This is a genomic window from Leptotrichia rugosa, from assembly GCF_041200005.1.
Lineage (GTDB): Bacteria > Fusobacteriota > Fusobacteriia > Fusobacteriales > Leptotrichiaceae > Leptotrichia > Leptotrichia rugosa.
Genome location: NZ_CP165644.1, coordinates 511,718 through 538,054 on the forward strand (window position 1 = coordinate 511,718; position 26,337 = coordinate 538,054).

Consider the following 26,337-nt stretch of genomic DNA (forward strand, 5'->3'; position numbering starts at 1 on the left):
ACAATATATTTTTTTTGTAGTAAAATTTATATATTGAAAAAAATTTTATTATTTTTAGATATAATTTTAATTTGAGAGTTTAGGAGGGAAAATGAAAAAAAGGACATTAGTTTTAGTGTCGCTCGTATTGACAATTTTAATATTTTTTACAGCTTGTGGGAAAAAAGAAGTGAAAAATCCAAATGCAAAGACAGGTAAAAAATATATTATTGCAGTAGATCTGATTTATCCGCCGTTTTCTTTTAAGGAGAACAATGTGGATAAGGGAATTGATGTGGATTTGATGAAGGCGGTGGCAAAAACTCAAGGATTTGAAGTGGAAATTCAGCCGATGGATTTTGGAGGAATTATTCCTGCGATGGAATCTGGGCAAATTGATGGTGCGATTGCGGGGGCGAATATTACTGAGGAGAGAAAGAAAGTTGTTGATTTTTCTGATCCATATTACGATACAGGAATTGTTGCGATAATTCATAGAGATAATAATACGATAAAAACTGGAAAAGATTTGGTTGGAAAAAGACTTGCGGTTAAAAGTGGAACTGCAGGGGAAAGATATGTTCAAGAAAATTTGAAGGGAAAATCTGAAGTAAGAATTTATGATGACACAGTTTCAATGTTAAAGGCGGTTGAAAATAAACAGGCTGATGCGGGATTTGAAGATTTACCGGTAGTTTTGTACACTTTGAATCAAGATCCAGATACACAGTTAAAAGTTGGAACTGGAAAGCTGACAAATGTTGGAAATGGATTTATGGTAAAAAAGGGGACTCACAAAGAGTTGCTGGAAGAGTTTAATAAAGGTTTGAAGACTTTAAGACAAAATGGCGAATATCAAAAAATTGTTGACAGATATACTAAAGGTGGAAAAACTGTGGAAAAAGGCGGAATTGCTGGAGTTATTGATTCTTACAGGGGAATTTTGACTGGTTACGGACTGAAATTTTTAAGAGGACTTGCGATTACCATCTATATCACGGTTGTTTCATTATTTTTTGCAACATTGATTGGTTTAGGAATAGGATATTTAAATTTTGTGCCAACAGATAAAAAAGGTTTTCACTCGAAAATGATAAAAGTTTCGCAATTTTTAGGAAAAGAATATATTGATTTAATAAGAGGAACGCCACTTATGGTTCAGACAATATTCTTCTATTTCGGAGTTGTGCCGCTGCTTCCAAAACTTTTAAAATTGACATTTCATTTGAGCAGTGAGCCAGGAATGCTTTCTCCTGAAATTTCAGGGATAATTATAATCGCACTAAATGCTGGAGCATTTTTAGCTGAAATTTTTAGAGGCGGAATACAGGCGATAGACAAAGGACAAATGGAGGCGGCTAGAAGTTTGGGGCTTTCTTTTAACAAGTCTATGACTAAAGTAATTTTGCCACAGGCTATTAAAAATATGATTCCTGCCATTTTAAATCAGTTTATAAGTTCACTAAAAGACACTTCCTTATTAGTTGTAATTGGAGTGGCAGATTTGATGAAAGAAGGGCAAGTTGCTTATAAAACTAATTTTAAAACATTTGAAACTATGCTTATAGTTGCGGCAATTTACTATATAGTAATTAAATTATTGTCTAAATTGTTCAAGAAAGTGGAGGATAAGTTAAAAGTATGATTAAAGTAGAAAATTTGAAAAAACAGTATGGAGATAATGTTGTTTTAAAAGATATAAGTCTTAATGTGAAAAAAGGGGAAGCGATAAGTGTGATTGGACCGTCAGGTTCGGGGAAAAGTACATTTTTGAGATGTATAAATGGGCTTGAAGAACTATCTGACGGACATATTTGCGTGGATGAATTTGACCTTGCGGATAAAAATTTGAACATTGACAAATTTCGTGAAAAAGTTGGAATGGTTTTTCAAAATTTTAATTTATTTCCACATTTAACAGTTTTGCAAAATATAACTTTAGCTCCAGTAACGCTAAAAAAAGAGACAAAGTCAGAAGCTGTAAAATTGGGAAAAGAACTGCTTGAAAAAGTTGGACTTTTAGATAAAGCCGATGTTTATCCATCAAGTTTGTCTGGTGGGCAAAAACAAAGAGTGGCAATTGCAAGAGCTCTCGCTATGAAACCGGAAGCATTACTGTTTGATGAGCCAACAAGTGCATTAGATCCTGAGATGGTTGGAGAAGTTTTGAAAGTTATGAAGGATTTGGCTAAAGAAGGAATGACAATGATTGTCGTGACGCATGAAATGGGATTTGCAAGGGAAGTTTGTGACAGAGTCATTTTTATGGCTGACGGTGAAATTGTGGAGCAGGGAAAACCTGAAGAAGTGTTTTTGAATCCGAAAAATGAGAGAACTCAGAATTTTTTGAAAGTTTTATAAAAAATTTATTTTTAAAAGTTAAAAAAAATAATTATGAATTTTATTTATATAAAAATAAATATGATTGTTGTAAAAAATAGTAAGATTTTATTCTTACTATTTTTATTTTTTATTAATTTTAAATTAAAAATATATTGACAAAATTCAAAAAATATTGTATAAATAATTAATAAAATATTAAATAAAAAAAAGGAGGACAAAAAATGAATGGGAGAATTGTAAAGTTTAAAAGTGAAAAAACCTTTGGAAAAAAAGCAAAAAAAGGTTTTACGCTTATTGAAGTGATATTGGTTGTGGCAATTATTACGATAATTTCTGCGATTGCAATACCGCAAGTTGGAAAATATTTGAATAAAGCTAATAGGAGTAAAGTTATCGGGGCAATTTCCGAGTTAAATAACACGACAACATCTTGGAGTATTGACCACAGCGGAGATGCACCGAAAAATTTGCAGGATATTTTGACGGAGCAAGGAAATTTGAATAAACTTGGAATTGGGCTGGATAGTAGCGGAAAATTTAAAATTGGGAATATTCAAGGTCAAATAATCTATCAGAATGGAGAAATTTATGCTAAGATCGCTGCAAATAGCAAGGCTTTTCCTGGAGAAGAGATAAAGAGATGATGGCAATCATTTTGTTGGTTTTAAAATATTTTACATTTTTTAGTATTTTTATAAATGATATGAAAAAAAAGCTGATATATGACAGGGATATTTTATTTTTAGTTCTAATAGGATTATTTTCTGCTGTTAAATTTAATGATCTGGGAAATTATTATTTGGGAGCGAGTGGCTATTTAATGCCGTTGTTGGCACTTTATATTTTGGAAGATTATTTTAAAAAAAGTTTGATTGGCTTTGGAGATGTGAAGCTTATGATGGGAATAGGCGGGTTGTTTCGATACAGCGGAGTTGAAAATATTTTTAAGTTTTATACAATGTTGTATATATTTTCAGGAATTGTCGTATTATTTTTACTTTTTTTTAAAAAACTTCAAAAATGTGAATATATTCCGTTTGCACCATTTATTATTGCAAGTTACATCTTTTTTAATCATTTTAAAATATTTTTTGGTTAAAAGAGAAAAGAGAAAAATAGAAAATAGAAAAAGAGAAAAAGGGGAAAAATAAAAAGATGAAAAAAGATAAGGGGGAAACTTTAGTTGAAAGTTTAATTTCAATGTTTTTTGTAACACTCGCGATTGTTCCGCTGTCAAATTTGTTTTTAAAAACTTTAAAGACGAATACGAAAATAGATAATGTGAATCTTCAGAATATAGAAATTTCAAATATGATTGAGCTCATAAAAGTTAAAAAATATGAAGAAATGAATAATTTTTCTGAAAAATATGAAATTGCAAGTACAGATGATTTTTATAATAAATTTTTGATTGAGAAAAAATATCAGATTTTAAAAAATATTGATTTTACAAAAAATAAAATTCAAATAAAAATTGAAAAAACAGATGGATTTTATTTGAATGAAAAAGGCGAAAAAGAATATATTTTTAAAATAATTGCAAATAAAATGAACGATTATTATTTTCCAAATTTTTTATAGTGTAAAAAATAAATTTAAATAAATTTGAAAAGAGGAAAAATTGTGAAAAATAAAAAAAGAGGTTATTTTCTTTTAGAAATTATGATAAGTATGTTTTTATTTTCAGTCATAGTTTTTGTAGTTTCGATTTTTTTGAAAAGAGTTGTCATAATTGAGAAAATGAAAAAAAATAATCAGAAAAGTTATGAAAATTTGTATTTTTCGTTGGATAAAATTGTGGAAAATTTGAAAAATAGAGATAAAGAAGAATTTTTTTATGAAAATGAAAAGAAAAATATTCATATTTTTAAAGATAAAATTGTTTATAAAACAGATGGAATCTTATATAAAATTGAATTTGAAAATAAAAAAATGTATATTTCGGATACGGAAAATAAAAGTAGTTTTGGAAGTAGAACAGTGATTTCAAATTTAGAAAATTTAGAATTTGAAAAAATTGGCGAAATTCTTGTCATAAAAATAAAAAATTTTGGAAAAGATGAAATTAGAGTTGTGAAAATATGATAAAAGGGGATTTTTTAAAATGAAAAAAAAAATTTAGGTGCAAGTCTTATTTATGTGTTGATTGCACTCTCGATGATAACTGTGTTTTCGACAAATTTTATATTTTTTGTAAAACAAAAGTCGGATATAATTTTTTTGAAAAATACAGAAAAAAAGTTAAATAAAAAAATTTTTGTTGAAAAAGAGTTGGAAAATGCTAAAAGAATTGAAAGAAATGGCGTGATTTTTGAAAATAATCAAGTCGAAATAGAAAAAGAAGAATTTTATTTCGATACGAATTTACAAAAAATAAAAAATGATTTGAGAGCAGAAAAATTGATATTCTTGCCAAAAAATGTGCAAAGTATTGGTGGCTTTGTGGTAAAAAGTATTAAAGACAGTAGTGAAAATGAATATTTTTTGCCACTTGATAAAAATACAGTTTATGGTGATTTGGAAGTTATTTTTGAAAGAAAAATTTTGAATACGGAAATTTTTTATAAAGAGAAAATTTCTTTTAAGCGAAAAAATGCAACGCTTGTGGAAATGAGTGTTTTGAGCAGTGAAATTTTAAAATAGAGGAGGAATTTTTTGGAAAGTTTGAAGATATATTTAAGAAGCGAAAATAAAATTTATCTTTTTTATGAAAATGAAATATATTTTTATGAAAATCAGGAATTATCAAATGTTTTGGAAAATTTTTTGGAAGAAAATAGTTTTGACAAAACGGAATTTAAAAAAATGTGGAAGTTAGTTTTATTTTACATTTTTCATATTTTGATTTTGAAAATTTTCAAAATTTTGAAGAAGAAAAAATAAAAGTAAAAATAGAAACGAAGACAAAAACGAAAATGAAAAAGAAAATAAAGATAAAAATAAAAATTATGAAATGAGAAAAATTTTTAAAAATAATAAATTTGTTTGTAAAAAATTTATTCTAGATTATGTAAATGGTGAATATTTGAATCTTTATTTGGAAAAAAATAAAATTTCAAGTTTAAAAAAAATAGTGAAAAATTATTTTTTGAAAATTTCGGAAATAAAAATTGATTTTCAAGCGATTTATAATTTTTATAAAAATAAAAATTTAGAATTTGAAAGTGAGAATCAAAATCAAAATCAGAAAGAAAATAAAAATAATTATGAAGAAGAAAAAAATAAAGAAGAAAATTTATTTTTTGAAAATCAAAAAGAAAATAAAAATAAAAAAGAAGATGAAGAAATTAAAATTGTTCAAATAGAAGATATTGGTGTTGAACAAACTATAGACAAAGAAAGTTTGGAAAATGAAAATTTGAAAAGTGAAAAAATTGAAATTTTTCAAATTGGGGAAGAAAATAGTTTACGCATGGTAATTTTTGACGAGAAGATAACGGAATTGGAAAAAGTTGAGTTAAGACTTTCCGATATTGGAGAAATTAGTGAATTTGACTTTGGGGATATGATTGTTTTTACTGATACGGAAGAAGAAATTAAAATGATTTTTTCAGGTAGTGAACTTTTTGAAAATCCAAATTTTGCGGAAAATGAAAATTTTTTTGATGCAAAAAGTTTGAAAGAGATAAAAATTTTAGATGTGGCGACAGTTTTATTTTTGTTTCTTGGATATTTTCTTTTGAGTAATTTTATGAATAATGAAAAATTAAAAAAAGAAAATGAAAATATAAAAGTTCAGACGAAAATTTTGGAAAAAAATTATTTGAAAAAGAAAGATGAAGAAGTTCCGAATTATACGAAAGAATTAAAAATATTAAAAGATATTGATAATTCGATTGAGCGTGATGAGTTTTACTCATATATAAAATTTTTAGTTGAAAATAGTAAAAAAGGGGTAGATTATACAAAAATTAATTATGAAAATTCAAAGTGGACGGTTTCTGGCGAGTTAAAAAATTTTGAGAATTTTGAAAAATTTGAAAATAGTATTTTGAAAAAATATCCCAATTCTGAACTTGGGTATTTAAAAGATAACGATGAAGCGACAATGTTTGAATATGTCATTAAATAATTTTAGGAAAAGTGGGAAAAGTATAAAATGAGAAAAATAAATTTAAAAATGATGATAATTGCTTTAATTGTAGTTTTTTTTGTGATAAACTTAAATTCAAAGTATAGTGAGCACAAAGAACTTTTGGAAAATAAAAAATTACTTTTGGAGAATAAAAAAAATTTTGAGAAAAAAATTATTGAAATAGAAACTGAAAAATCACTTGAAAAAGAAAAGAATATGGCTGATTACGATAAAATTATGATGTTGACAAGAAGACTTTCTTTTTTTTCAATAAAAAATGAATCAGAGTTTAAAAAGATGATTTATATTTTTGCTCATGAAAGTGATTTAAAAGTGAAAGAAATTTCAAAATCAGAAAATGTCTGGGAGAAAAATGGATATAAATTAAAATATATTCATTTTACAACTTTTGGAAGTTTAAATGATTTTGGGAAGTTTTTGTATTTAATTAATAAAAGTAAAAGATATATTGATACTTCAAGATTGTTTATTGAGCTTACAAGCGATGAATTTAAAATTTCGATAGGGTTTATTGAGAAAAAATTGTAAAAGTAAAAGGGGGAAAAATGAGGAAATTAAATTTTATTTTATATGCCATTATTTTTTTTAGTAATACTTTTTCAGCGAAAGTTACGGATTATGTAAATAAAAACGATGCACAAAATATGAAAAAAATATTTATTTATAAAGTGCCGAAGGAAAATAAAAAGATTGAAAATAATAGTATAAATAACAACACACAACAAAAGCAAGTAAAAACTCCTGAAAATAATACATCTAAACAGACAAAACAAATTCCAAAAATGGAAAATAATAAAAAAGAAGTTACAAAAATAGAAAGTTCAAAGATTGAAAATCAGAAAAAAGATGAGATAAAAAATAAGACGGGAGAAATTGAGTTTGAATATAGAGATGTAAAAGAAATTTCTGAAGCATTAAATGGATTTGAAAAATTTGAAGTTATTGGCGTGGGGAATAAAATTATTTTTAGTGGAGATGAAAAGAAATTTGAAGAGATGAAAAAAATAATAAAGTCTTTTGACAGTCCAAAAGAGCAGGTTATAATAAAGGGAACGATAATTGATACAAGTTCAAATTTATTTGAGCGGCTTGGAATTGACTGGTCGATAAATTCAGATTCTGGAAATACTGGAAAAAATAATTTGGTTGCAAAATTTTTAAATGGAGAAATTTCGATTAGTTCGATATTTTCTGCTGGAGGAAAATTTTTGGGAGTTGACTTTAATATGCTAAAAGAAAATGGAGATATAAAAATAGAAGCTATGCCAACACTTATGATTATGGAAAAGGAAGAAGGGGAATTAAAAGTTACGGAAGAAGTGATTATAGGTGAAAAAAAAGTAACTAAAAATAATGAAGATTATATTGAGCCAATATTTTCAGAAGCGGGAATTGTTTTTAAAATAACTCCAGAAATAAAAAAGATAAATGGAATAAAAAAAATATTGTTAAAACTTGATACGGAAATAAGTAATTTTAAATTGACATCAACTTATAGTGCATCTTCTGGTGCAAAACAAAAAAATCAGACACGAACTACGATAACATTGAATGATGGTGGCTCGACATTTATAGGAGGATTAAAACAAAATGTGAGTAAAGAAACACAAAGAAGGGTGCCAATACTCTCAAAAATTCCAATAATTGGACCGCTATTTAAATATAGAAGGACAAATAAAGAAATGAGAGATATTTATATTGAAATTGAAGCTGTTATACAAAATGATAAATCGCTTTTAGTAAATTAGAAATAAAAAATTTTTTTCTAAATTTTTGATGAAAAATATTAAAATATGTTGTATAATAAAAATATATTCAAAAAAAATAAATTTAAAAATAAAAAATAAAAAAACAAAAAATAAAAGAAAGGAAAAAAATGATTTCAATTCGAAGGCTTAAAGAGATACTTGAGCGGTTTAAAAGTGTGAGAATTGCTGTTATTGGGGATATGATGCTAGATGAATATCTTATTGGAAAAGTTGGCAGAATTTCTCCTGAAGCACCAGTTCCTGTAGTGAATATTGAGAAAGAACGATTTGTATTGGGTGGAGCTTCAAATGTGGCAAATAACTTAATTTCATTATCAGCTAATGTATCGGTGTATGGAGTCGTGGGAAACGATGCAAATGGTGAAAAGTTTATAAAGGAATTGGAAGTTAAAAAAATTAACTCAGCTGGAATTGTGAAAGACAGTTCCCGTCCAACTATAATTAAAAGTAGAGTTTTAGCACAAGGACAACAATTACTTCGGCTAGATTGGGAAAAAGATATTGATATTTCATCTGAAAACCAAGATAAAATTTTAGAATTATTAAAAGAAGATTTGAAAAATATAGATGCGATTTTGTTATCCGATTATAATAAAGGACTTTTAACAGAAAGACTTTCCAAAAAAATTATAAAACTTTCTAAAGAAAATGGAAAAGTTGTAGTAGTAGATCCAAAACCTCAAAATTTTAAAAATTATGTTGGAGCAACTTCTATAACACCTAATAAAAAAGAGATTTTGGACTATTTTGGAATGAAAAAATTTTCTAGTGAAGAAGAAATTGTAGAAAAATTAGAGCAGTTAAAAAAAGAATTGGAGCTTGAAAATGTTGTGCTTACGAGAAGTGAAGAGGGAGTTTCACTTTTTGAAACGGAACATAAAAGAATACCGACGGTGGCAAGAGAAGTTTACGATGTGACGGGCGCAGGAGATACATTTATTTCAACTTTTCTTTTGGCAAGATGTGCAGGAGCTGATTTATATGAAGCTGGAGAAATTGCGAATATGGCTTCAGGAATAGTTGTGGCTAAAATTGGAACGGCAACTGCAACAAAAGAAGAAATTTTAGATTTCTATGAAACCGTACAAGAACATTTGTAAAATAAAAAGGGAGTTTTATTGTGGGAAATTTAAGTGAGATTAAAATTAAAAATTTAATTTATAAAGAAAAGAAAAGGAAGTGAAAGTTATGGCAATTATTGCAGCAATAGAAGCTGGAGGAACAAAATTTATCTGTGGAATTGGAACAGAAGATGGGAAAGTGATTGAAAGAGTTAGTATTCCTACAACAACGCCTGAAGAAACAATGGGAAAAGTTATAGAATATTTTTCAGATAAAGAATTTGATGTGATGGGAGTTGGAAGTTTTGGTCCAATTGATCCTGTAAAAGGTTCTGAAACTTACGGGTATATAACAAAAACTCCAAAACCTTATTGGAGTGATTTTAATATGATTGGAGAACTAAAAAAACATTTTGATGTGCCAATGGAATTTGATACAGATGTAAATGGAGCGGCGCTCGCTGAATCTTGGTGGGGAGCAGGAGAAGGACTAAAAAACGTGCTGTATATAACAGTTGGAACAGGAATTGGAGCAGGAGCCGTTGTTGATGGTAAAATGGTTCAAGGGTTGACTCATCCTGAAATGGGACATATTTTGCTAAAAAGACATAAAGATGATAAATTTGAAGGAAGATGTCCATTTCATAAAGACTGTTTGGAAGGAATTGCAGCAGGACCAGCAATTGAAGCTAGATGGGGGAAAAAAGGATTTGAATTGGCTGAAGTTGACGAAGTTTGGGATATGGAAGCGTATTATTTGGCACAAGCGTTAGTAAATTATATTTTGATTTTATCGCCACAAAAAATTATTATGGGCGGTGGAGTTATGAAACAGAAACAACTGTTTCCAAAAATCAGAAAATATGTTCAGGAATCTTTAAACGGATATGTACAAAAGAAAGAAATTTTGGAAGATATTGATAATTATATTGTCTATCCTGGATTAGGTGATGAAGCTGGGTTTGTCGGATCAATTGCATTAGGAAAAATTGCTTTAGAACAAAAATAAAAAAATACAAATAAAAAATAAAAAAGTTTTTTAAAAGGGGGGAGTTATTGTGGGGAAAATAACTGAAAAGGAACTTTTGACATTTACAAAAAGTGTATATTATTTGTTAAATGGGAAGATTAGTTTGATTGATACACTTACGATTGTTTCTCAAAATTATAAAAGCGAAATGAAAAATAAAATTTTAAAAACTAAAGCACAAATAGAACAGGGAGTCCCTTTAACTAAAGCATTTTATAAAATGGTTCAAGAAAGAGAATTTTTGGAAATGATAAAAATTGGAGAGCAGACTGGAAATTTGGAATTAGTTTTTAAAAATTTGTATCAAAAATATGAGTTTAACCAAAAAATAAAAAAAGATATTATAGGACTTAGTATTTATCCAGTTACGGTTATTGTTACAGCAATTATAATAGTTGCAATCTTATTAAAATTTGTTGTTCCAAAATTTGTTTCAATTTATTCGGACATTGGACAAGATTTGCCCAAAATTACAAAAACTGTTATAAATATGAGTAAAATTTTTGATAAATATTGGATTGCTTTTTTTGGTGCGATGGTTTTTATATATTTTTTGTTTTTTTATTTTAAAAAGAAAAATGAAGAAGATTTTGAAAAATTTTTTTTAAAATTAAGAATAATTGGGAAGATGTATAAAGATATTTGTGTGTTAAATTTCACAAGAAATATGTATTCTTTAACTAATACAAATATATCGTTTGTGAAATCTTTAGAAATGTGTTCAAATTCTAAAAGTAATGTTTTAAATAAAGAATTGAAAAAAATTATTTCAAAAATTGAAAAGGGGGAAAGTATACAAAAATCATTTAAAAATACAACTTTTTTTGATGCGGAATACAGAAGTTTTTTAACGATAGGCGAGAGAACTGGAAAAATGGAAATTTCATTTTTTAATTTGAACGAAATATATTATGAAAGAGTAAATGAAAAAATTAAATGGTTTTTAAAAATGTTTGAGCCATTTTCGATAATTTTTATCGGAATATTAATCGGTGGAATAATATTTTCGGTTATGCTTCCAATTTTTAAAATGGGAGAAATGCTATAAAAAATAAAAAAGGAAAAATATGATAGAAAATTTTAATGAATTATCAAAATATGCGCAAGATTTGTTTTACTATAAAAATAAAAAATCAAAAAAATATGAGATTATAAAAGAAATAAAAGAAGAAAGTTTGGAGAAAAAAGTACCTATAATTACAGATGATGTACTTAATTTTATGATATTTGCTGCAAAAAATAAAAAGTCAAAAAAAATTTTAGAAATTGGAACTGCGACTGGATATTCAGGGATTTTCTTGGCACAAATTGCAAATGAAAATGGTGGATTTTTGACCACAATAGAAATTGATGAAATTCGTTATAAAAAAGCGATTGAAAATTTCAAAAAAATGGGGATATTTGAAAAAAATAATTTAATTATGGGAGATGCGCTGGAAGAAATACCCAAATTAGATAAAAATGTAAAGTATGATTTTATATTCATAGATGCGGCAAAGGGTCAGTATTCAAAATTTTTTGAAATGTGTTATGAGCTGCTTTGTGAAAATGGAATAATTTTTATTGACAACATTGTATTTCGTGGATTTGTGGCAAAATCTAAGGAAGAAGTTCCAAAAAGATATAAAACGATTGTAAAAAGATTGAATGAATTTATTAAAAAATTAAATGACGAGTATAATTTTGTTTTGCTGCCGTTTGGCGATGGAGTAGGAATAGTCAAAAAATAAAGGTTAGCGGAAAGAAGTGATAAAAATGAAATTTCTCTTGTATAATATACGCTATGGGACAGGAAAATATCTAAATCAGCCATTTAAGCATATCAGAGGATACTTAGGCCGCTCAAACTGGCATATTCACAAAATTGGAAGTCTCATAAATAAATATAAACCTGATATAGTGGGACTTGTAGAAGTTGATTTAGGTTCTTTTAGAATGAAAAGTAAAAATCAGGCTGCCGTCCTTGCGAGAATTACGAGAAATAACAATGTTTTTCAGTATAAATACGAAGAAAATTCAAAATATATGAAATTTCCGATGGTTCGTAAACAGGGGAATGCTTTGCTTTCAAAAAGTGAAATAGTGAAGAAAAAATTTCATTATTTAGACAGTGGAATGAAAAAATTGATAATCGAAGTTGAAACTGAAAAAGTGATAGTATTTTTAGTACATTTGGCATTGGGAGGAAAAACTCGCCAAAAACAAATAGTTCAGCTCTATGATTTGGTAAAGAGTGCGAAAAAGCCTGTGATTGTTGCTGGAGATTTTAATGCTTTTTGGGGATATGATGAACTTGCGATGTTTTTAAAAGCGTCAGGATTAAAAAATTCAAATGTTAATTCACAGCCAACTTTTCCAAGTTGGAAACCTAAAAAAGAACTTGATTTTATACTTTGTTCACAAGAAATAAAAATAAATAATTTTAAAGTTATTCAAACAAAACTTTCTGATCACTTGCCAGTATTAATTGATTTTAATATATTATAATCTTGTAAAAAATCTGAAAAAAAGTTGCAAAAATTCAATAAATGTATTAAAATTATAGTGAAGAATATATTCAGAAAGGAGTTTTTTAGTGAAATCAATAGTAAAAAAATTATCATTATTAGTAATTTCAATTTTGACAGTAACGTCGCTAAATGCCGCTAATTTAGTAGTTAGTGGAAATAAGAATGCAACAAAAATAGATAATGCAAAAATAGCAAAACCTAAAGAGTTGAGAGGTGTGTGGGTTGCAAGTGTAAGTAATATAGATTTAGTCAAAAAGGTCTTAGTGTAGAAAAACAAAAAGCGGAGTTTATTTCAATTCTTAACAATGTAAAAAGTTGGAATATGAATGCCGTATTTGTGCAAATTAAACCAGAATCTGATGCCTTTTATCCATCGAAATACGCACCTTGGTCTCGTTATTTAACTGGAACTCAAGGAGTAAATCCTGGATATGATCCATTAAAATTTATGGTGGAAGAAGCTCATAAAAGAGGAATAGAGTTTCACGCTTGGTTTAATCCTTACAGACTTACTGCGACTGGTGGAAGAGAAAAGCTGTCAAGCGAAAGTATTGGTAAGAAAAAACCTGAATGGACCGTGACATATGGTGGAAAAGTTTACTTAAACCCTGGAATTCCAGAAGTTAATAATTATGTTGTAAATAGTATTGTTGAAGTTGTAAAAAATTATGATGTTGATGGAGTTCATATGGATGATTATTTTTATCCATATAAAGTGAAAAATGAAGAATATCCAGATTCTGCACAATATCAAAAATATGGGAAAAAATTCTCGAATGTTGGAGATTGGAGAAGAAATAATATAAATATACTGATTGAAAAATTGCACAAAGAAATAAAAAAAGAAAATCCTAATGTGGAATTTGGAATAAGTCCTTTTGGTGTTTGGAGAAATGATTCAACAGATCCCGCAAGAGGTTCTGCAACGAAAGCTGGAGTTCAAAATTATGATGATTTGTATGCAGATATTTTACTTTGGATGAATAACCACTGGATTGACTATGTTGCACCGCAAATTTACTGGAATCAAGGATTTAAAGTTGCTGAATACAACACTTTAGTAAAATGGTGGAGTAAATATGCAGCTGAAACAAATACTGATTTATACATAGGACAAGCTGCCTATAAAGTAAATGAATGGAAAAATGCAAAAGAATTGGTAAATCAAATTAATTTTAACAGAAATTATCCAGAAGTCAAAGGAAGTATATTTTTTAGCTATAAATCTTTATTGACAAATCCAAAAAATGCGACAAATAGCTTGAAACAAGGACCATATAGTTTGAATAATTAATAAATTAGAGACTTTGTTCTAAAAGTTGAATTTTAGAACAGTCTCTTTTTTTTATTTTTAAACTTTAGAAAAAATTTTTTAAATATGTTATAATATAAAAAAATATAATATAAAAAAAATTATAGAAAAAGGAATTAAAGAAAGATGGGAAAATTAATAATTATTGAAGGAACGGATGGAAGTGGAAAGCAGACACAGACAGAATTGTTATATAAAAAATTGTGTAAATTAAAAGGAAAAGAAAAAATAAAAAAAATATCTTTTCCAAATTATGACAGTAAAGCTTCGGAACCAGTAAAAATGTATCTTGCAGGTGAATTTGGAAAAAAAGCTCAAAGTGTGAATGCTTATGCGGCTTCAGTTCTTTATTCAGTCGATAGATTTGCTTCTTATAAAATGGAGTGGGAAAATTTTTATAACGGTGGAGGAATAGTTGTAAGTGACAGATATACAATTTCAAATATGATTCATCAAGTTCCAAAAATAGATAACGAAATTGAAAAAGAAAAATATTTGAAATGGTTAGTCGATTTAGAGTGGAATAAAATTGGTTTGCCTAAACCTGATATTGTGTTTTTTTTGGATATTCCTTTTGAAATTAGTGATGAACTTATGAAAAATCGGGAAAATAAAATAACTGGAGAAATTAAAAAGGATATTCATGAAAAAGATAAAGAGTATTTGAGAAAATCATATGAAACGGCAAAAAGCCTTGCACTAAAATATAGCTGGGAAATAATTTCTTGCGTAAATAATGGAAAGTTAAAATCTATTGAAGAAATTAATGATGAAATAATGAAAATTATAAATAAAAAATTATAAAAAAATTATCTTAAAATTTCAGAAATATTTTTATTCCTGTCATTTCAAGATAATTTTTTGTTTCTTTTATTGTTTTAGTTTTAAATTTATTAAATAAAATATTATTTAACAAATTTAAAATTTTTATAGTTAATTTGAAGAATTTTTTTCACTGAATTTTTCCAAAATATACAAAGTTAAAGAATTTATTATAAATCCAGGAACGATTTCGTAGACTGTTTTTCCAAGTCCGCTTTGATTCCAGAAAATAACTGTGACAGTTGCGATAAGCATTGAAATTAATATATTTTTCCAATGTAAATTTTTCTTGTATAAAATGAATAAAATAACAGGAGAAAATACAGCTCCAAAACCTGCCCAAGCGTATGAAACTAGTGATAAAACTTGTGAATTTGGATTCATTGCCAAAATTGTTGCAACGATAAAAATTAAAATTATACATATTCTTCCAACCCAAATAAGCTCTTTGTGGCTTTTTTCTCTCTTTACAATGTATTTATAAAAATCTTCCGTCAAAGTATTTGAAGCAACCAATAATTGTGCGGAAATTGTTGACATTATGGCTGATAAAATCGCAGCATACAAAATTCCTGCAACCCAAGGATTGAAAAGTCCGCCAATCATGTAAATGAAGATTTTTTCAGCATCACCTGAAATTGTTTTTATATCAGGATAAAGTGCCATTCCTGTAAGTCCAACTGCAATTGAGCCGACAAGGGAAATAATGACCCACACCATTGCAATAAGCCGTGCTTTCCAAAGTTCGTTTACATCTTTAATACTCATAAATTTTACAATTATGTGCGGCTGTCCAAAATATCCAAGTCCCCATCCAAGTCCTGAAATAATGACAGGTAAACTAAGCGCTTCAGGATATTTTAAAAGATTTAAAGAAATATGTTTTTGAACCATAGCAGTTTCAATTCCTTTGTTCCCGCCAACCACGAAATATGCAACGACAGGTACGACAATTATTGCAAAAAACATAAGTATTCCCTGAAAGAAATCAGTCCAAACTCCAGCTAAGTAGCCACCTAAAAAAGTGTAAATAATAATAGTTCCGCCACCTAGTAAAACTCCTAATTTATAGTCAATTCCAAGCAGTGATTCAAATAATTTTCCATTTGAAACCAAACCCGAAGCAGAATAAATTGTAAAGAAAAATAATATTACAATTGCAGAAAAAGTTTTTACATATCCTTTTTTGTCATCTGATTTTCTTGATAAAAATGTAGGAATTGTCAGTGCATCGTGTTCTTCCGTTTGAGTTCTAAGTTTTGGCGCAACGAATTTCCAGTTTAAATATGTTCCGATGGTAAGACCTACAATGACCCATATTTGCTTTAATCCAGATAAATAAACAGCTCCAGGCAGTCCTAAAAGCAGCCATCCGCTCATATCACTGGCTTGAGCTGACATTGCTGTAACCCAGTAACCAACACCTCTTCCGCCTAGCACATAATCTTCGTGTGTATCTGTTTTTGTGTAAAAATACACTCCTATTCCTATTAAAAATAATAAATATATTCCAAATGTTATAAATGTTTCAATTCCAACTGACATTTTTTCTCCTTCTTTTTCTATATATAATTTTTTATTTAGACATCTCAGCAAGTAAAATTCCACCTGCGACAGATACATTCAAAGAATTGATTTTTCCATTTAAGTGAATTTTTACAATTTTATCACAGTGCTCTCTAACTTTTTTTCTCATTCCATTTCCTTCGCTTCCAAGTACGAGACAAACTTTATTTGGATATTTTTCTTCGTAGTAGTAGCACTCCCCATTCGCCTCAGCACCATAAACCATATATCCATATTTTTTTAATTTATCAATTGTATCTGAGATATTTGTAACTTTTACAATATCCATGTGTTCTATCGCTCCTGTCGATGATTTTACGACTGTTTCTGTCACTTTTACACTATTTCTGTCTTGAATGATTATTCCATCAACTCCAAAACATTCAGCACTTCTGATTATTGCACCAAAATTTCTTGGATCTTGAACTTGATCTAAAATTACTATTTTTGATTTTTCTTTTCTCAAAACTTTTTCCAAAAATGCGTTTAGGTCAACATAGTAGTCAAAATCTGAGATAATTGCGACGACACCTTGTGAATTTTCACTTCTTTTGTCGTTATAAAAAACTTTTATATTTTTTTTACTTGCTAAATTTAAAATATTTTTTATAGTTTCTTTTTTAATTTTTTTATAAATTTCAAGTTTTTCAATGTTTTTATCGGATTTTAAAACTTCTGTTACAGGATTAATTCCTATGATTTTTTTCATATTTTTCTCGTTCTCGCTTTCTTTTTGTGATTTATATTAATTATAACAAAAAAAAATGATTTTGTCTTGTTTAAATTTTATCTATTTTAAAGAAAAAAATTAAAAATTTTAGTTTTACTGTTCTTTTACTATGAATTTTAGAAATATTCTATCTAACCATAAAAAATATCATTTAAAAAGCTCGTATAACATCTATACAGCTCAAAAAATTCATTTTTAGTATAAAACCAAAACCCTATGTCTTGAATGAAAATTTTGACTTACAAGAGTTATATGAGTGAATTTGATATAATCAAAATATTTTGTATTAATTATTTTGAATATATGAAGAATTTGAGAAAAATAACCGTTGTCTTTTACAACAACGATTATTTGAAAATTTTATAAATTTAAATTCCAGCTGTTTTTCCATTCTTTCCATTCCTTCGGTGTTACTGTTGCCAAATCAAAATCTTTCATAAAATCATACGGATCTTCATATTTTTCAAGCGGAGTTATGTCTATTAATTCTTTTGGTGCTACTTCATTGTCAATTTCCAAGTCTATTCCGTGATATAATGCTATTTTGGCGTATATTATGACATATACATGCAAGTAAAATTCATAGTTTGGATTATTATCATTTGAAAATTTTTTTGCTACTTTCTGTTCCATCATCCCGTCTATCGCTTTTTTCATTCCATCAATATCTTTATCTGCCAAAGCACTTAAAAATTCATAGTGCAGTTCCCCATATTTATAATAACTATCTTTCAGTGGCTTTTCCAAATATGCAGTACATCTTTTTTTGACTTCTTCAAAATCTCCTCTTATTGTATGAAGAATTACACGAATTAAGAAAAATGTTCCATAATCATTTTTTAAATAGCCATATTTATTTTTTTACTATCATAATCATCAGGCATTATCATATCAATATTATTTTTGAAAAATGTTATAAAATCTGGATTATTAGACATAAACATTTCAAACATTTGAGAAGCTTGAGTAAACAGCTTATTACTTCTACTACAACCCAATATTAATAATTTTCCACCTATATGGCAATTTAATCTGTGTTTTTTTATATTTTTTTCAATTACTAAATCTATTGAAGAAAATTTATTATAATCATTAGATAAAGTCCACATACAAGCAAATTGATCCCCTTTCTTATTTTCTATATATTTCAATTCATCTTTATCAAAATCTTCTTCCTTTCTTAAAAAACTTGAAATTAAATTAATTCCTTTTTCATATTTATTTTTACTTGCTACTACACTCATTTTAAATCCTTTCTCATTAATTATTTATTTTGTAATCCTTACAGGTACAAAAATTAATTCCCCTGTTTTTTTATCTACTCCAACTAATCCTGTATTCAATTTTCCACTATTCTTAGCATTTTCAATTGTATGTTTAACAGGATTATTGTTTTCTAATTTGTTTAATACATTATTTACCCAGTTTGGAGACATCTGTCTTGCTCCACCTGCACCTTTATTTGACACACTCATATTTCCTGATTTTGCAATCTGTTTACTATCAAGTACCCAAACTTCTCCAGTTTTTTTAAATATTTTGACAAAAGTGTATACATCTAAAAAGTAATAAATTTAACAACTCGTATTTTCCTTTGAATGATTTTTTTAATAAAATCTTATTTATTCCATTGATTCCTTATATCTTGTTTAAAACATATTTTTTTTATTTTATCTTCCTCTACTATAGCTGCTTCTCTAGTTCCTAAATATTAGTTTCTCCATGTAGTATATGATTAAAATCAAAATTTCGAGTAATAGAATTTGTTTTATAAGCATAACTAGAATTCTTTAGTCAATTCAGAATATGATTTAAATTTCATTAAATTCTAAAAATTAAAATGGATAAATGTCGTATTCAAATATTTCTGAACTGATTTTATATATTTTGTTTTTTAATTCATCAAGTTGATTATTAATTTGATAAACTTCTTCAACTTTTTTTTTGTCATTTTCTTCTGATTCAATTAAATAGAAGTAATAAGAAGAAAAACCTTGATCTTTTGGTTCTGGACTTCCCCATTTGCTCCATTTTCTTATTTCATCTTTTATTTCTTTTTTCAATTCTTCTGGAAATATTTCTCTTTCCCCATAAATTACAATATTTAATATGCATAAATAATCTAGCAATGAAATTTTGATCGGTTCATATAAATCTTTTCTTTTTTTCAACTCATTTCTTTTTTTTAAGAAAGTTTCTACTGCCTCTTTTAATTCTATGTATTTTTCTAATTTCTCCACTTCCTAAACACCTCCATTTTATTTACTATATTTAAAAAATTCAATTCCAGGTATTCTAGTATCAGGTAAAAATATTTGATTGGTTTCCATTCCTCCCAAATACATCCCACCTTGTGGTGCAACTGGACCTTCATATATAACTGTTCCTGCAGGTATTCTAACTGCATATACCTGTTCTATCATAGATTTAGCAGTCTGTTCTCCTGTATTTAAATTTTTAGCCGCATTCCCTGCTGTCTGTGAAATTTTTTCAACATTTCTTGTATGGCTTGTAACTTCTGTTGTGCTGGAAGTTGTATTATACGGTAGTCTCCTAGATACACTTTTTGAAGGTTTTGTCACATTTTTAGGAACTCGGAATACTCCATCAGATCCCTATTCAAGAACTGTCGCTCCTTTTTTTGTAGCGACGATTATGTTATTTTTTATTATGTGTTAAAAAAAATTTTAATATTTAACTTTGTAATTTAGATGAAATTTCTCTATATCTTGTTATTACTTCATCTTCTGTCAAAAACTGAGTTCCATTTAATTTATTATGTTCTTTTGATATAATTTCATTTTTACTTATATCATTATTTTGTATTATTTCTTTTAATTTCTTTTTAAAATGTTTCCATATTTTTTTATTATCACGAATCATTTCCAATATCATGTTAATTGAAAATATATCTAGATATTTTAAATCTTTTTCAAACATACTTATTGTTTTATCTAAAAGATAATTATCTTCTAAAATTTTAGTTAATATATATAGAATATCCCAGTATTTATCATATTTTAAGTTTATATTCTTCATTTCACTTATTTTTGATAATATTTTCTCTACTTTTTCTTTTAACCATTTTCTTTCTTCTTTTTTGAAATATTAAATTTCATATATTGTTCAAGATATCCTTCTCTTTGCATATGAAAATAACTCCCATTATAATGTAAAAATATTTTTTGCTTCATTATAGTCTTTTATAATCATTATTGTTTCACCGCTTTCCAGAATTCTCCATCTTTTATAAATTTAAAACCATTATCTTTTAAAAAATTTACTTCTTTTTGAAAATATCCACTTGCTTTCATAGGATCATGTGAGAGATAAAAAATTTTCCCCTGCTGTAATTGCTGTTCTAAAAATTTCTTGTTTATTTCCCACATATTCGATTCCCCGACTTTATTTAATGCTTCATTCCAGCCTTTATCTCCTAAATCAAAATATGTATGTTTATTCCCAGCAGCCTTTATATAAGAAACTCCATCTTGATTATATTTCCTAACATCAGAAACCTTTCTTTTTTTATATACTCTTGTCACATATGTATTATCTCACAACAAAAATTTCATCTATTTTAAAGAAAAAAATTAAAAATTTTAGTTTTACTGTTCTTTTACTATGAATTTTAGAAATATTCTATCTAACCATAAAAAATATCATTTAAAAAGCTCGTATAACATCTATACAGCTCAAAAAAATCAATATTTGGAATACAGAAAAAATGTAAAAAAAACTGTATCTCCTATTTTGTGTCTCAAATTTAGGTGCAATGTAAAATAATTCTCTGACATCTTTTTTCTTTTTTTTAATGTAATTTTTTATTTATTATTTAATCTTTTGACTGCTCATTTTTTTCGTCAATACAACTATTAAAAATTCTTGATTTACACCAATATTCTTTTAGAAATTCATTTTTAAATAATATTTTTAAAGTGTTAATCAATTTTTCTTCATCTTCAGAAAGACTGATATCTTTTTTATGCAATATTTTATTAGGAGTAAATATTGTATATTCAAAATTATAATCTGGAACCCAATAATAACCTTCTTCTTGTTTCATTGAATCAATTTTTTCTATAATTTTAAATATTTCATTATTTTTTTTAGATATTTTTCTTATTTCAAAATTATTATAATGTAGTTCAAGGGAGACTTTATTATTTTCAATTTCCCATTTTCCAAACAAAATATTACTTTCTTTATCTTTCTTTATTATGCAAGTTGGATATAAATTCATATAATATTTTTCAATGTCAAATGAAAAAAAATTTAATACTTTTGATTTTGACTCTTCATCTAAATTATTTAAACAATGAATTTCTGGATAATTGTTTTTCCTAAAATATATCCGAGCTTTTTTTTCAACATAATTTTTAGATTTTAAAACGAAATCATGTGAATAATACATAGTATAATGATTATATACATTAAGAATAAAAGTATTTGTTTTTCCATCATAATATAATGGTGTACTACCTGTTGTTAGGTTTTTTAAATAATCTTCATTATCTGAACTATGAAAAATCTGATTGATTATTATTCCCTCATAAGGATAATCAGGTTTTATACCAAATACTTTTTTTTCTTTACAATACATAACATTTATTGAGAATATTATTAATAAAATAACCCTTTTCATTTTTTTAGCTCCGTTTCTTTTAGAATATTCTTTACATTGCCAATTTCATCAAATTCTATTTCAAATTCTTTTTCTAATCCAGAAAATATTATAATTTTTCTTATTTTATTTTTTTCATAATTATAATATTCTATAACCTTTTCAATACCAGTTTTTATATTTGATTGTTCATTCAGATTTTCTCCATATAAATATCTTGCTATATTCAATTTATAAATATTTGCGTTTTTATAAATTTCTTCTCTTTTTATTTTATTATTTTTATTAAAATAAACGATTTTGTTAATTTCTTTCTCCTGATTAAAAAAGATAATAATATTTCCCAATGTTTCTGAAATAGTAATAAAGTCTTTATGATTAACGTTTTTTAAAATAAATTTTTCATATTTTAAATCCATTTTCCTAGTAAAATTGTCATCCATTTTTTTAAACTCACTACCCAGTAAATTTAATGAAATTATAAAAACTATAAATTTTTTCATCATTTTACCTCTCTAATATATTTTTTGCAGATTATATTTTTGACGAGTGAATGCATCAGGTTTAAATTTTAACTCTGCATATCCAGTTCTTTTTCTGAAACATGAAATAAATTATCCAATGACTTTGTAACATCCTTTATTTCATCTTTAATCTTACTCAAAGCTTCTTTCAACTTACCAGGATTAGTAGCATATTCAATAGACTATCTCTCGAACACTGCAATCTTTTGTAACTTCATTAGTTTTCATAACATCCCTATTTATTGGACTTTCAGGAGTTTTACCTATTTCAGCATTTCCAACTACTGTATTTCTAGTTACTTCTTGTTTATTTCTATCATCTTGATTAAATCCAATGTTTGTAACTCTAGGAGATTTTCCTGATGACGTTCCTGATGAAGCTCCTGTTGTTGTCATTGTATCATAGTTTTGCATATTATGTCCAACATACTTATTATGAAAAAAATAGAAAAAGTACGATTATGAGGTAAAACTAATTAATTCAAAACAAATATTATAATTATAGTTTATAGTTCCATTTTGTTATAAAAAATATAAGTGTGGAAAAATAAAATTAATCGTTGTATAATAATATAAAACTAAAAAATTTTTTTTAAAAATTAAAAGTTATAAATTATTAAATTATAAATCAAAAATTGGAAATTATAAATTAGAAAGGCTGGAAAAGAATGAGAAAGAATGAAAAAGTTTGGTATAAATTAGACGCTTTTGCAAAAACTTATTCTTCTATCATAAGTGAAGGTAGAACAACTTGCTTTAGACTTTCCGTTAAATTTTTGGAAAATGTTGACTTGGAAGTTTTACAGAAAATATTACCTTTTTTGGAAAAAAAATATCCATTTTTTAATTCAGAGCTTAAAAAAGGAATTTTCTGGAACTATCTTCAAGAAAAAAATACTGGATTTATGCTTGAAAAAGAAAAAACTTATCCATGTACAAATATTCAAAAAAATAATCCTTTGAGAATAATTTATTATAATAATAAACTTTCGGTGGAAATCGCTCATTTTTTGACTGATGGCGGGGGAGCTATGATATTTTTTAGAGATTTAATAGAAAAATATCTAGAAGAAAAATATTTTTTTGTAAAAAACAAAATGAAAATTTTTGTGGAAGAAAAGAAAAATTTTGAAGAAGTCAAAAATGTTGAAAAAGATGGATATGTAAATTCATATGAAAAGTATTTGCGAAAAGTGAGTAAAGAAGTGACAATAAAATCAGCATTTCATTTACCGCTAAAGATATTAAAAAAAGGTCAGTATCATATAACGACAGGAGAAATTCTTCTGAGTGAAATAAAAAAAGAAAGTAAAAAACATAACACAACAATTGGAAAATATTTACTCGCTGTTTATTTTAAAATTTTGCTTGATAGATATTCAAGTGCGAAAAATCCGATTGTTATTGGTGTTCCTGTGGATTTAAGAAAAATTTTTTGTGAAAATACTTACAGAAATTTTTTTATGAACATAACACCAAGCATTGATGCAAGTCTTGGGACTTATTCGCTCTCGGAAATCATCACATATTTGGATAATTATTTTGCTCTTAAAATAAATGAAAAGGAGTTTTACAAAAGTATTTATAAAGCGATGAATCCAGTTGAGAATATTTTAATACAAATAGTCCCGTATTTTATAAAGCGAATGTTTTTTCCATTCATTTTTGATTATTACGGCGAGCGGGGATATACGACGGGATTTTCAAATTTGGGAATTTTTAGAACTGAGCCGAAATACGAAAAATATATTTTGGGATTTAGATTTTTGCCACCGCCTAGCAAGAGATGTAAAGTAAAAGTCGGAGTAATTAGCGATACAAAAAAAATATATATAAACTTTGGGAATCTGACTACAAATTACGAAATAGAACGAGATTTTTTTATTTATTTGCGAAAGCGGGGAATAAGGTCAAAAATTATAACAAATCATTAAAAAAAATAAAGAAAGGAAAATGAGATGTATTGTGTAAAATGTGGCGTAGAACTTGAAGATGGCGTAAAAAAATGTCCTCTGTGTGAAACTCCTGTACCACAGTTGGACGATTTAGAAAAAATCAGTTATGAAAGTGAGTATCCAAAAATAAACATAAATTTTTATGAATTGAGAATGAAAAAAATAAAAAAAACGATATTTTTGTCTTTTTTTTCAATTTCAATAATTCCAATTTTAGAAGTATTTTTTCAGAATATGATAATGTACCATAAAATGAAATGGGCATATTACACAATTCCGTCAATTTTAATTTTTGATTTATTTTTATTTATTTTACTTGATTCTTATAGAATGAGAACAAATTTATTTATTAGTTTTTTTGGACTTAGCAGTTATTTTTTGATATTGGATTATGGAAATAAAGTTTTGACTTGGAGCTTAAAATTAGGAATTCCGATTGTTGTGGCATTTACAGTAATTGGATTAATTTTTTCATTTGTTTGGGACAAGCATAAGTCAGATAAATTAAAAATATTAAATTTTTTTATTTTTTTTGTCGGAATATTTTTATTGGTGTTGGAATTTATAATAAGCCGGAAAATGACCTGGTCAATATTTTCATCAATTCCGCTTTTTATCTTAAATATACTTTTAAGATATTCATATAAATCGTATAGGGAAGAATTTAAAAGAAGATTACATTTGTAGTTAAAATATATTTATTAAAAAATATAATGAAATAAAATATTTAGAGGTAAATAAAAGAATTTCTAATTTAGGTTTCTTATGTAATCTATGAAATTATTAAAATAAAAATTTTTCAATATCCTTTTTTAAGCAGAAGTGCTCATCGCCGCACCCCTGCACCCCGGCTAGTCTTCGACATTTTTATGCACTGACAAAAAACTCGCACTAATCGTGCTCAAACAGTTTTGTCAGCACATAAAAATGCTCCGACGGTTTAAATTTTACTACTATATAAAAGTGTCGTGATTTTTTGGGAGTAAAGACGACTGTTTGAACGAAGTGAGTTTCGGCTTTACTTCAAAAAAATTCTTAGACGAGCGTGGGGATTATAAGGGGAAATGGCGGTCCTTTCCCCTTATGTAAAAAAAGAAAAAACTATACTAAACAAAATAACATCTTGTAATTAAGGATAACTTTAAAAAATTTGAAATTAAAAATCTAGCTTTAAATATTTTTCTTTGTTTTAAAAACATTTGTATTTGCAAGAAAGAATTTTTAGTGATATAATAAAAAAAATTAAAATTTGAAATAGGGAGAAATCAAATGAAAAAAATAATTTTAAATTCTTTAATTTTACTTGCAATAATTTCTTGTGGGAATAAGACTAAAAGTAAAACTGAAGAAGTAAAAGGTATAGATAAAAAATATTTGGAATATGTTGACAGTTTAAAATCAGAAAATGATTTAAAAATCAGAATGGATGAAGAGCCAATTATAATCGTTGGGAAAAAGTTGAAAGTTGGCGACAAAATAACTCAAGTTCCATTAGCTGTAAATACAAAATTGGAGGAAAAAAATATTTTTGATGATAAAAATATAAAAGTTTTGTATACAGCACCTTCTTTAGATACAAAAGTTTGCTCAATTCAAACCAAAATTTTAAATGACGAGGCTCAGAAGAATCCAGATATAAAATTTTATTCAGTTACAGAAGACACACCATTTGCACAAGCTAGATTTTGTACTGAAAATGATATAAACGGGATAAAAGCTATCTCAGACTTTAAATATCATCAATTCGGTCTGCAAAACGGTTTATTTATTAAAGAAAAAGGTCTTCTTACTCGTGCGTTAATCATTTTGGATAAAGATAATACTGTTAAATATATAGAATATGTAAAAGATGAAAAAAATGAGGCTGATATAGACAAAGCATTAGCTTTTTTACAAAAAATGAAAAAATAAAATATAAAGTGAAAATATAAATTTAAAATTGGTAGTTTGTATTGCCAATTTTTTTTGTATTATATATTATTATTTATTTAAAATTTTTTTGTGGTTCACAAATTT

General features: G+C 26.7%; 35 protein-coding genes. 23 read left to right on the forward strand and 12 right to left on the reverse strand.

The genetic code is table 11. The features are described from left to right. Positions 1-91: 91 nt before the first annotated feature. The 19 genes from AB8B22_RS02545 to AB8B22_RS02635 all read left to right on the forward strand — a co-directional run bounded on the left by AB8B22_RS02545 (position 92) and on the right by AB8B22_RS02635 (position 14,904). Positions 92-1,624, forward strand: a complete 1,533-nt coding sequence (locus AB8B22_RS02545) for an ABC transporter substrate-binding protein/permease (protein ID WP_094079101.1) — start codon at positions 92-94, stop codon at positions 1,622-1,624. After that, a complete protein-coding gene (locus tag AB8B22_RS02550) occupies positions 1,621-2,340 on the forward strand; it encodes an amino acid ABC transporter ATP-binding protein (protein WP_369711538.1) in 720 nt (239 codons plus the stop codon). The genes AB8B22_RS02545 and AB8B22_RS02550 overlap by 4 nt, the downstream gene beginning before the upstream one ends. A 203-nt stretch (positions 2,341-2,543) precedes the next feature. After that, a complete protein-coding gene (locus AB8B22_RS02555; protein ID WP_094079099.1) occupies positions 2,544-2,966 on the forward strand; it encodes a type II secretion system protein in 423 nt (140 codons plus the stop codon). After that, positions 2,963-3,421: a prepilin peptidase gene (locus tag AB8B22_RS02560; protein ID WP_314080452.1), complete on the forward strand. Its 459-nt coding sequence runs from the start codon at positions 2,963-2,965 to the stop codon at positions 3,419-3,421. Before AB8B22_RS02555 ends, AB8B22_RS02560 begins: the two co-directional genes overlap by 4 nt. A gap of 56 nt (positions 3,422-3,477) precedes the next feature. Beyond that, complete coding sequence (locus AB8B22_RS02565) at positions 3,478-3,903, forward strand: type IV pilus modification PilV family protein (RefSeq protein ID WP_369711539.1); 426 nt, start codon at positions 3,478-3,480, stop codon at positions 3,901-3,903. A 42-nt stretch (positions 3,904-3,945) separates the two neighbouring features. Beyond that, positions 3,946-4,407, forward strand: coding sequence for a hypothetical protein (locus AB8B22_RS02570; protein WP_369711540.1), 462 nt, complete (start codon positions 3,946-3,948; stop codon positions 4,405-4,407). A 135-nt stretch (positions 4,408-4,542) separates the two neighbouring features. After that, positions 4,543-4,965, forward strand: a complete 423-nt coding sequence (locus tag AB8B22_RS02575; protein WP_369711541.1) for a hypothetical protein — start codon at positions 4,543-4,545, stop codon at positions 4,963-4,965. 12 nt (positions 4,966-4,977) lie between these two features. Further along, positions 4,978-5,205, forward strand: coding sequence for a hypothetical protein (locus tag AB8B22_RS02580; protein ID WP_369711542.1), 228 nt, complete (start codon positions 4,978-4,980; stop codon positions 5,203-5,205). A gap of 70 nt (positions 5,206-5,275) precedes the next feature. Continuing rightward, entirely contained in the window at positions 5,276-6,394 is a 1,119-nt protein-coding gene (locus tag AB8B22_RS02585) for a hypothetical protein (RefSeq protein ID WP_369711543.1), read from the forward strand. Positions 6,395-6,421: 27 nt separating this feature from the next. Further along, positions 6,422-6,946 (forward strand): hypothetical protein, encoded by a 525-nt coding sequence (locus AB8B22_RS02590; protein WP_094079095.1) that lies wholly within the window; start codon positions 6,422-6,424, stop codon positions 6,944-6,946. Between the two features lie 17 nt (positions 6,947-6,963). Next, on the forward strand, positions 6,964-8,166 hold the full coding sequence (locus AB8B22_RS02595) for a type II secretion system protein GspD (protein WP_094079094.1): 1,203 nt from the start codon (positions 6,964-6,966) through the stop codon (positions 8,164-8,166). A gap of 128 nt (positions 8,167-8,294) precedes the next feature. After that, positions 8,295-9,287 carry a D-glycero-beta-D-manno-heptose-7-phosphate kinase gene (rfaE1, locus tag AB8B22_RS02600; RefSeq protein ID WP_094079093.1) on the forward strand — a complete coding sequence of 331 codons (993 nt, stop codon included), beginning with the start codon at positions 8,295-8,297 and terminating at the stop codon, positions 9,285-9,287. Between the two features lie 88 nt (positions 9,288-9,375). Continuing rightward, positions 9,376-10,257: an ROK family protein gene (locus AB8B22_RS02605; RefSeq protein ID WP_094079092.1), complete on the forward strand. Its 882-nt coding sequence runs from the start codon at positions 9,376-9,378 to the stop codon at positions 10,255-10,257. A 49-nt stretch (positions 10,258-10,306) separates the two neighbouring features. Beyond that, positions 10,307-11,326, forward strand: a complete 1,020-nt coding sequence (locus AB8B22_RS02610) for a type II secretion system F family protein (protein WP_369711544.1) — start codon at positions 10,307-10,309, stop codon at positions 11,324-11,326. Between the two features lie 19 nt (positions 11,327-11,345). After that, on the forward strand, positions 11,346-12,008 hold the full coding sequence (locus tag AB8B22_RS02615; protein ID WP_094079090.1) for an O-methyltransferase: 663 nt from the start codon (positions 11,346-11,348) through the stop codon (positions 12,006-12,008). A 25-nt stretch (positions 12,009-12,033) separates the two neighbouring features. Next, entirely contained in the window at positions 12,034-12,765 is a 732-nt protein-coding gene (locus tag AB8B22_RS02620) for an endonuclease/exonuclease/phosphatase family protein (RefSeq protein ID WP_094079089.1), read from the forward strand. Between the two features lie 88 nt (positions 12,766-12,853). Then, positions 12,854-13,057 carry a hypothetical protein gene (locus AB8B22_RS02625; protein WP_369711545.1) on the forward strand — a complete coding sequence of 68 codons (204 nt, stop codon included), beginning with the start codon at positions 12,854-12,856 and terminating at the stop codon, positions 13,055-13,057. 53 nt (positions 13,058-13,110) lie between these two features. Then, positions 13,111-14,082 (forward strand): glycoside hydrolase family 10 protein, encoded by a 972-nt coding sequence (locus tag AB8B22_RS02630; RefSeq protein WP_369711546.1) that lies wholly within the window; start codon positions 13,111-13,113, stop codon positions 14,080-14,082. A 144-nt stretch (positions 14,083-14,226) separates the two neighbouring features. Beyond that, a complete protein-coding gene (locus tag AB8B22_RS02635) occupies positions 14,227-14,904 on the forward strand; it encodes a dTMP kinase (protein ID WP_094079087.1) in 678 nt (225 codons plus the stop codon). Positions 14,905-15,033: 129 nt separating this feature from the next. Here the strand turns inward: AB8B22_RS02635 and putP are convergent, their stop codons facing one another. Both putP and rlmB read right to left on the reverse strand, forming a co-directional pair. After that, positions 15,034-16,467, reverse strand: coding sequence for a sodium/proline symporter PutP (gene putP, locus AB8B22_RS02640; RefSeq protein WP_094080730.1), 1,434 nt, complete (start codon positions 16,465-16,467; stop codon positions 15,034-15,036). Positions 16,468-16,498: 31 nt separating this feature from the next. After that, a complete protein-coding gene (gene rlmB / locus AB8B22_RS02645; protein ID WP_369711547.1) occupies positions 16,499-17,197 on the reverse strand; it encodes a 23S rRNA (guanosine(2251)-2'-O)-methyltransferase RlmB in 699 nt (232 codons plus the stop codon). A 246-nt stretch (positions 17,198-17,443) separates the two neighbouring features. On the opposite strand from rlmB, the gene AB8B22_RS02650 reads away from it, so the two are divergent. Then, positions 17,444-17,584 carry a hypothetical protein gene (locus AB8B22_RS02650; protein WP_369711548.1) on the forward strand — a complete coding sequence of 47 codons (141 nt, stop codon included), beginning with the start codon at positions 17,444-17,446 and terminating at the stop codon, positions 17,582-17,584. On the opposite strand, the gene AB8B22_RS02655 is transcribed toward AB8B22_RS02650, so the two are convergent. The 10 genes from AB8B22_RS02655 to AB8B22_RS02700 all read right to left on the reverse strand — a co-directional run bounded on the left by AB8B22_RS02655 (position 17,579) and on the right by AB8B22_RS02700 (position 22,780). Next, positions 17,579-17,965 carry an Imm49 family immunity protein gene (locus AB8B22_RS02655; RefSeq protein ID WP_369711549.1) on the reverse strand — a complete coding sequence of 129 codons (387 nt, stop codon included), beginning with the start codon at positions 17,963-17,965 and terminating at the stop codon, positions 17,579-17,581. The genes AB8B22_RS02650 and AB8B22_RS02655 overlap by 6 nt on opposite strands. Before the next feature lie 92 nt (positions 17,966-18,057). Beyond that, positions 18,058-18,462, reverse strand: coding sequence for a hypothetical protein (locus AB8B22_RS02660; RefSeq protein WP_369711550.1), 405 nt, complete (start codon positions 18,460-18,462; stop codon positions 18,058-18,060). Positions 18,463-18,486: 24 nt separating this feature from the next. Continuing rightward, entirely contained in the window at positions 18,487-18,687 is a 201-nt protein-coding gene (locus AB8B22_RS02665; protein WP_369711551.1) for a hypothetical protein, read from the reverse strand. Positions 18,688-19,053: 366 nt separating this feature from the next. Further along, positions 19,054-19,458 carry a hypothetical protein gene (locus tag AB8B22_RS02670; RefSeq protein WP_369711552.1) on the reverse strand — a complete coding sequence of 135 codons (405 nt, stop codon included), beginning with the start codon at positions 19,456-19,458 and terminating at the stop codon, positions 19,054-19,056. Between the two features lie 18 nt (positions 19,459-19,476). Then, the gene (locus AB8B22_RS02675) at positions 19,477-19,800 is read right to left on the reverse strand and encodes a hypothetical protein (protein ID WP_369711553.1); all 324 of its coding nucleotides are present in this window, start codon (positions 19,798-19,800) and stop codon (positions 19,477-19,479) included. A gap of 112 nt (positions 19,801-19,912) precedes the next feature. Continuing rightward, positions 19,913-20,257, reverse strand: a complete 345-nt coding sequence (locus AB8B22_RS02680) for a hypothetical protein (protein WP_369711554.1) — start codon at positions 20,255-20,257, stop codon at positions 19,913-19,915. A 173-nt stretch (positions 20,258-20,430) separates the two neighbouring features. Continuing rightward, positions 20,431-20,763: a hypothetical protein gene (locus AB8B22_RS02685; RefSeq protein WP_369711555.1), complete on the reverse strand. Its 333-nt coding sequence runs from the start codon at positions 20,761-20,763 to the stop codon at positions 20,431-20,433. A 290-nt stretch (positions 20,764-21,053) separates the two neighbouring features. After that, entirely contained in the window at positions 21,054-21,863 is an 810-nt protein-coding gene (locus AB8B22_RS02690) for a hypothetical protein (protein WP_369711556.1), read from the reverse strand. Next, on the reverse strand, positions 21,860-22,348 hold the full coding sequence (locus AB8B22_RS02695) for a hypothetical protein (protein WP_369711557.1): 489 nt from the start codon (positions 22,346-22,348) through the stop codon (positions 21,860-21,862). Before AB8B22_RS02695 ends, AB8B22_RS02690 begins: the two co-directional genes overlap by 4 nt. A 192-nt stretch (positions 22,349-22,540) precedes the next feature. Next, positions 22,541-22,780 carry a hypothetical protein gene (locus AB8B22_RS02700; protein ID WP_369711558.1) on the reverse strand — a complete coding sequence of 80 codons (240 nt, stop codon included), beginning with the start codon at positions 22,778-22,780 and terminating at the stop codon, positions 22,541-22,543. Positions 22,781-23,034: 254 nt separating this feature from the next. On the opposite strand from AB8B22_RS02700, the gene AB8B22_RS02705 reads away from it, so the two are divergent. From AB8B22_RS02705 to tpx, 3 genes are all read left to right on the forward strand, one after another. Continuing rightward, positions 23,035-24,300 (forward strand): alcohol acetyltransferase, encoded by a 1,266-nt coding sequence (locus tag AB8B22_RS02705; protein ID WP_369711559.1) that lies wholly within the window; start codon positions 23,035-23,037, stop codon positions 24,298-24,300. 24 nt (positions 24,301-24,324) lie between these two features. Continuing rightward, positions 24,325-25,008: a DUF6320 domain-containing protein gene (locus AB8B22_RS02710; protein WP_369711560.1), complete on the forward strand. Its 684-nt coding sequence runs from the start codon at positions 24,325-24,327 to the stop codon at positions 25,006-25,008. 582 nt (positions 25,009-25,590) lie between these two features. After that, positions 25,591-26,232: a thiol peroxidase gene (gene tpx, locus AB8B22_RS02715; RefSeq protein WP_369711561.1), complete on the forward strand. Its 642-nt coding sequence runs from the start codon at positions 25,591-25,593 to the stop codon at positions 26,230-26,232. Positions 26,233-26,337 lie beyond the last annotated feature (105 nt).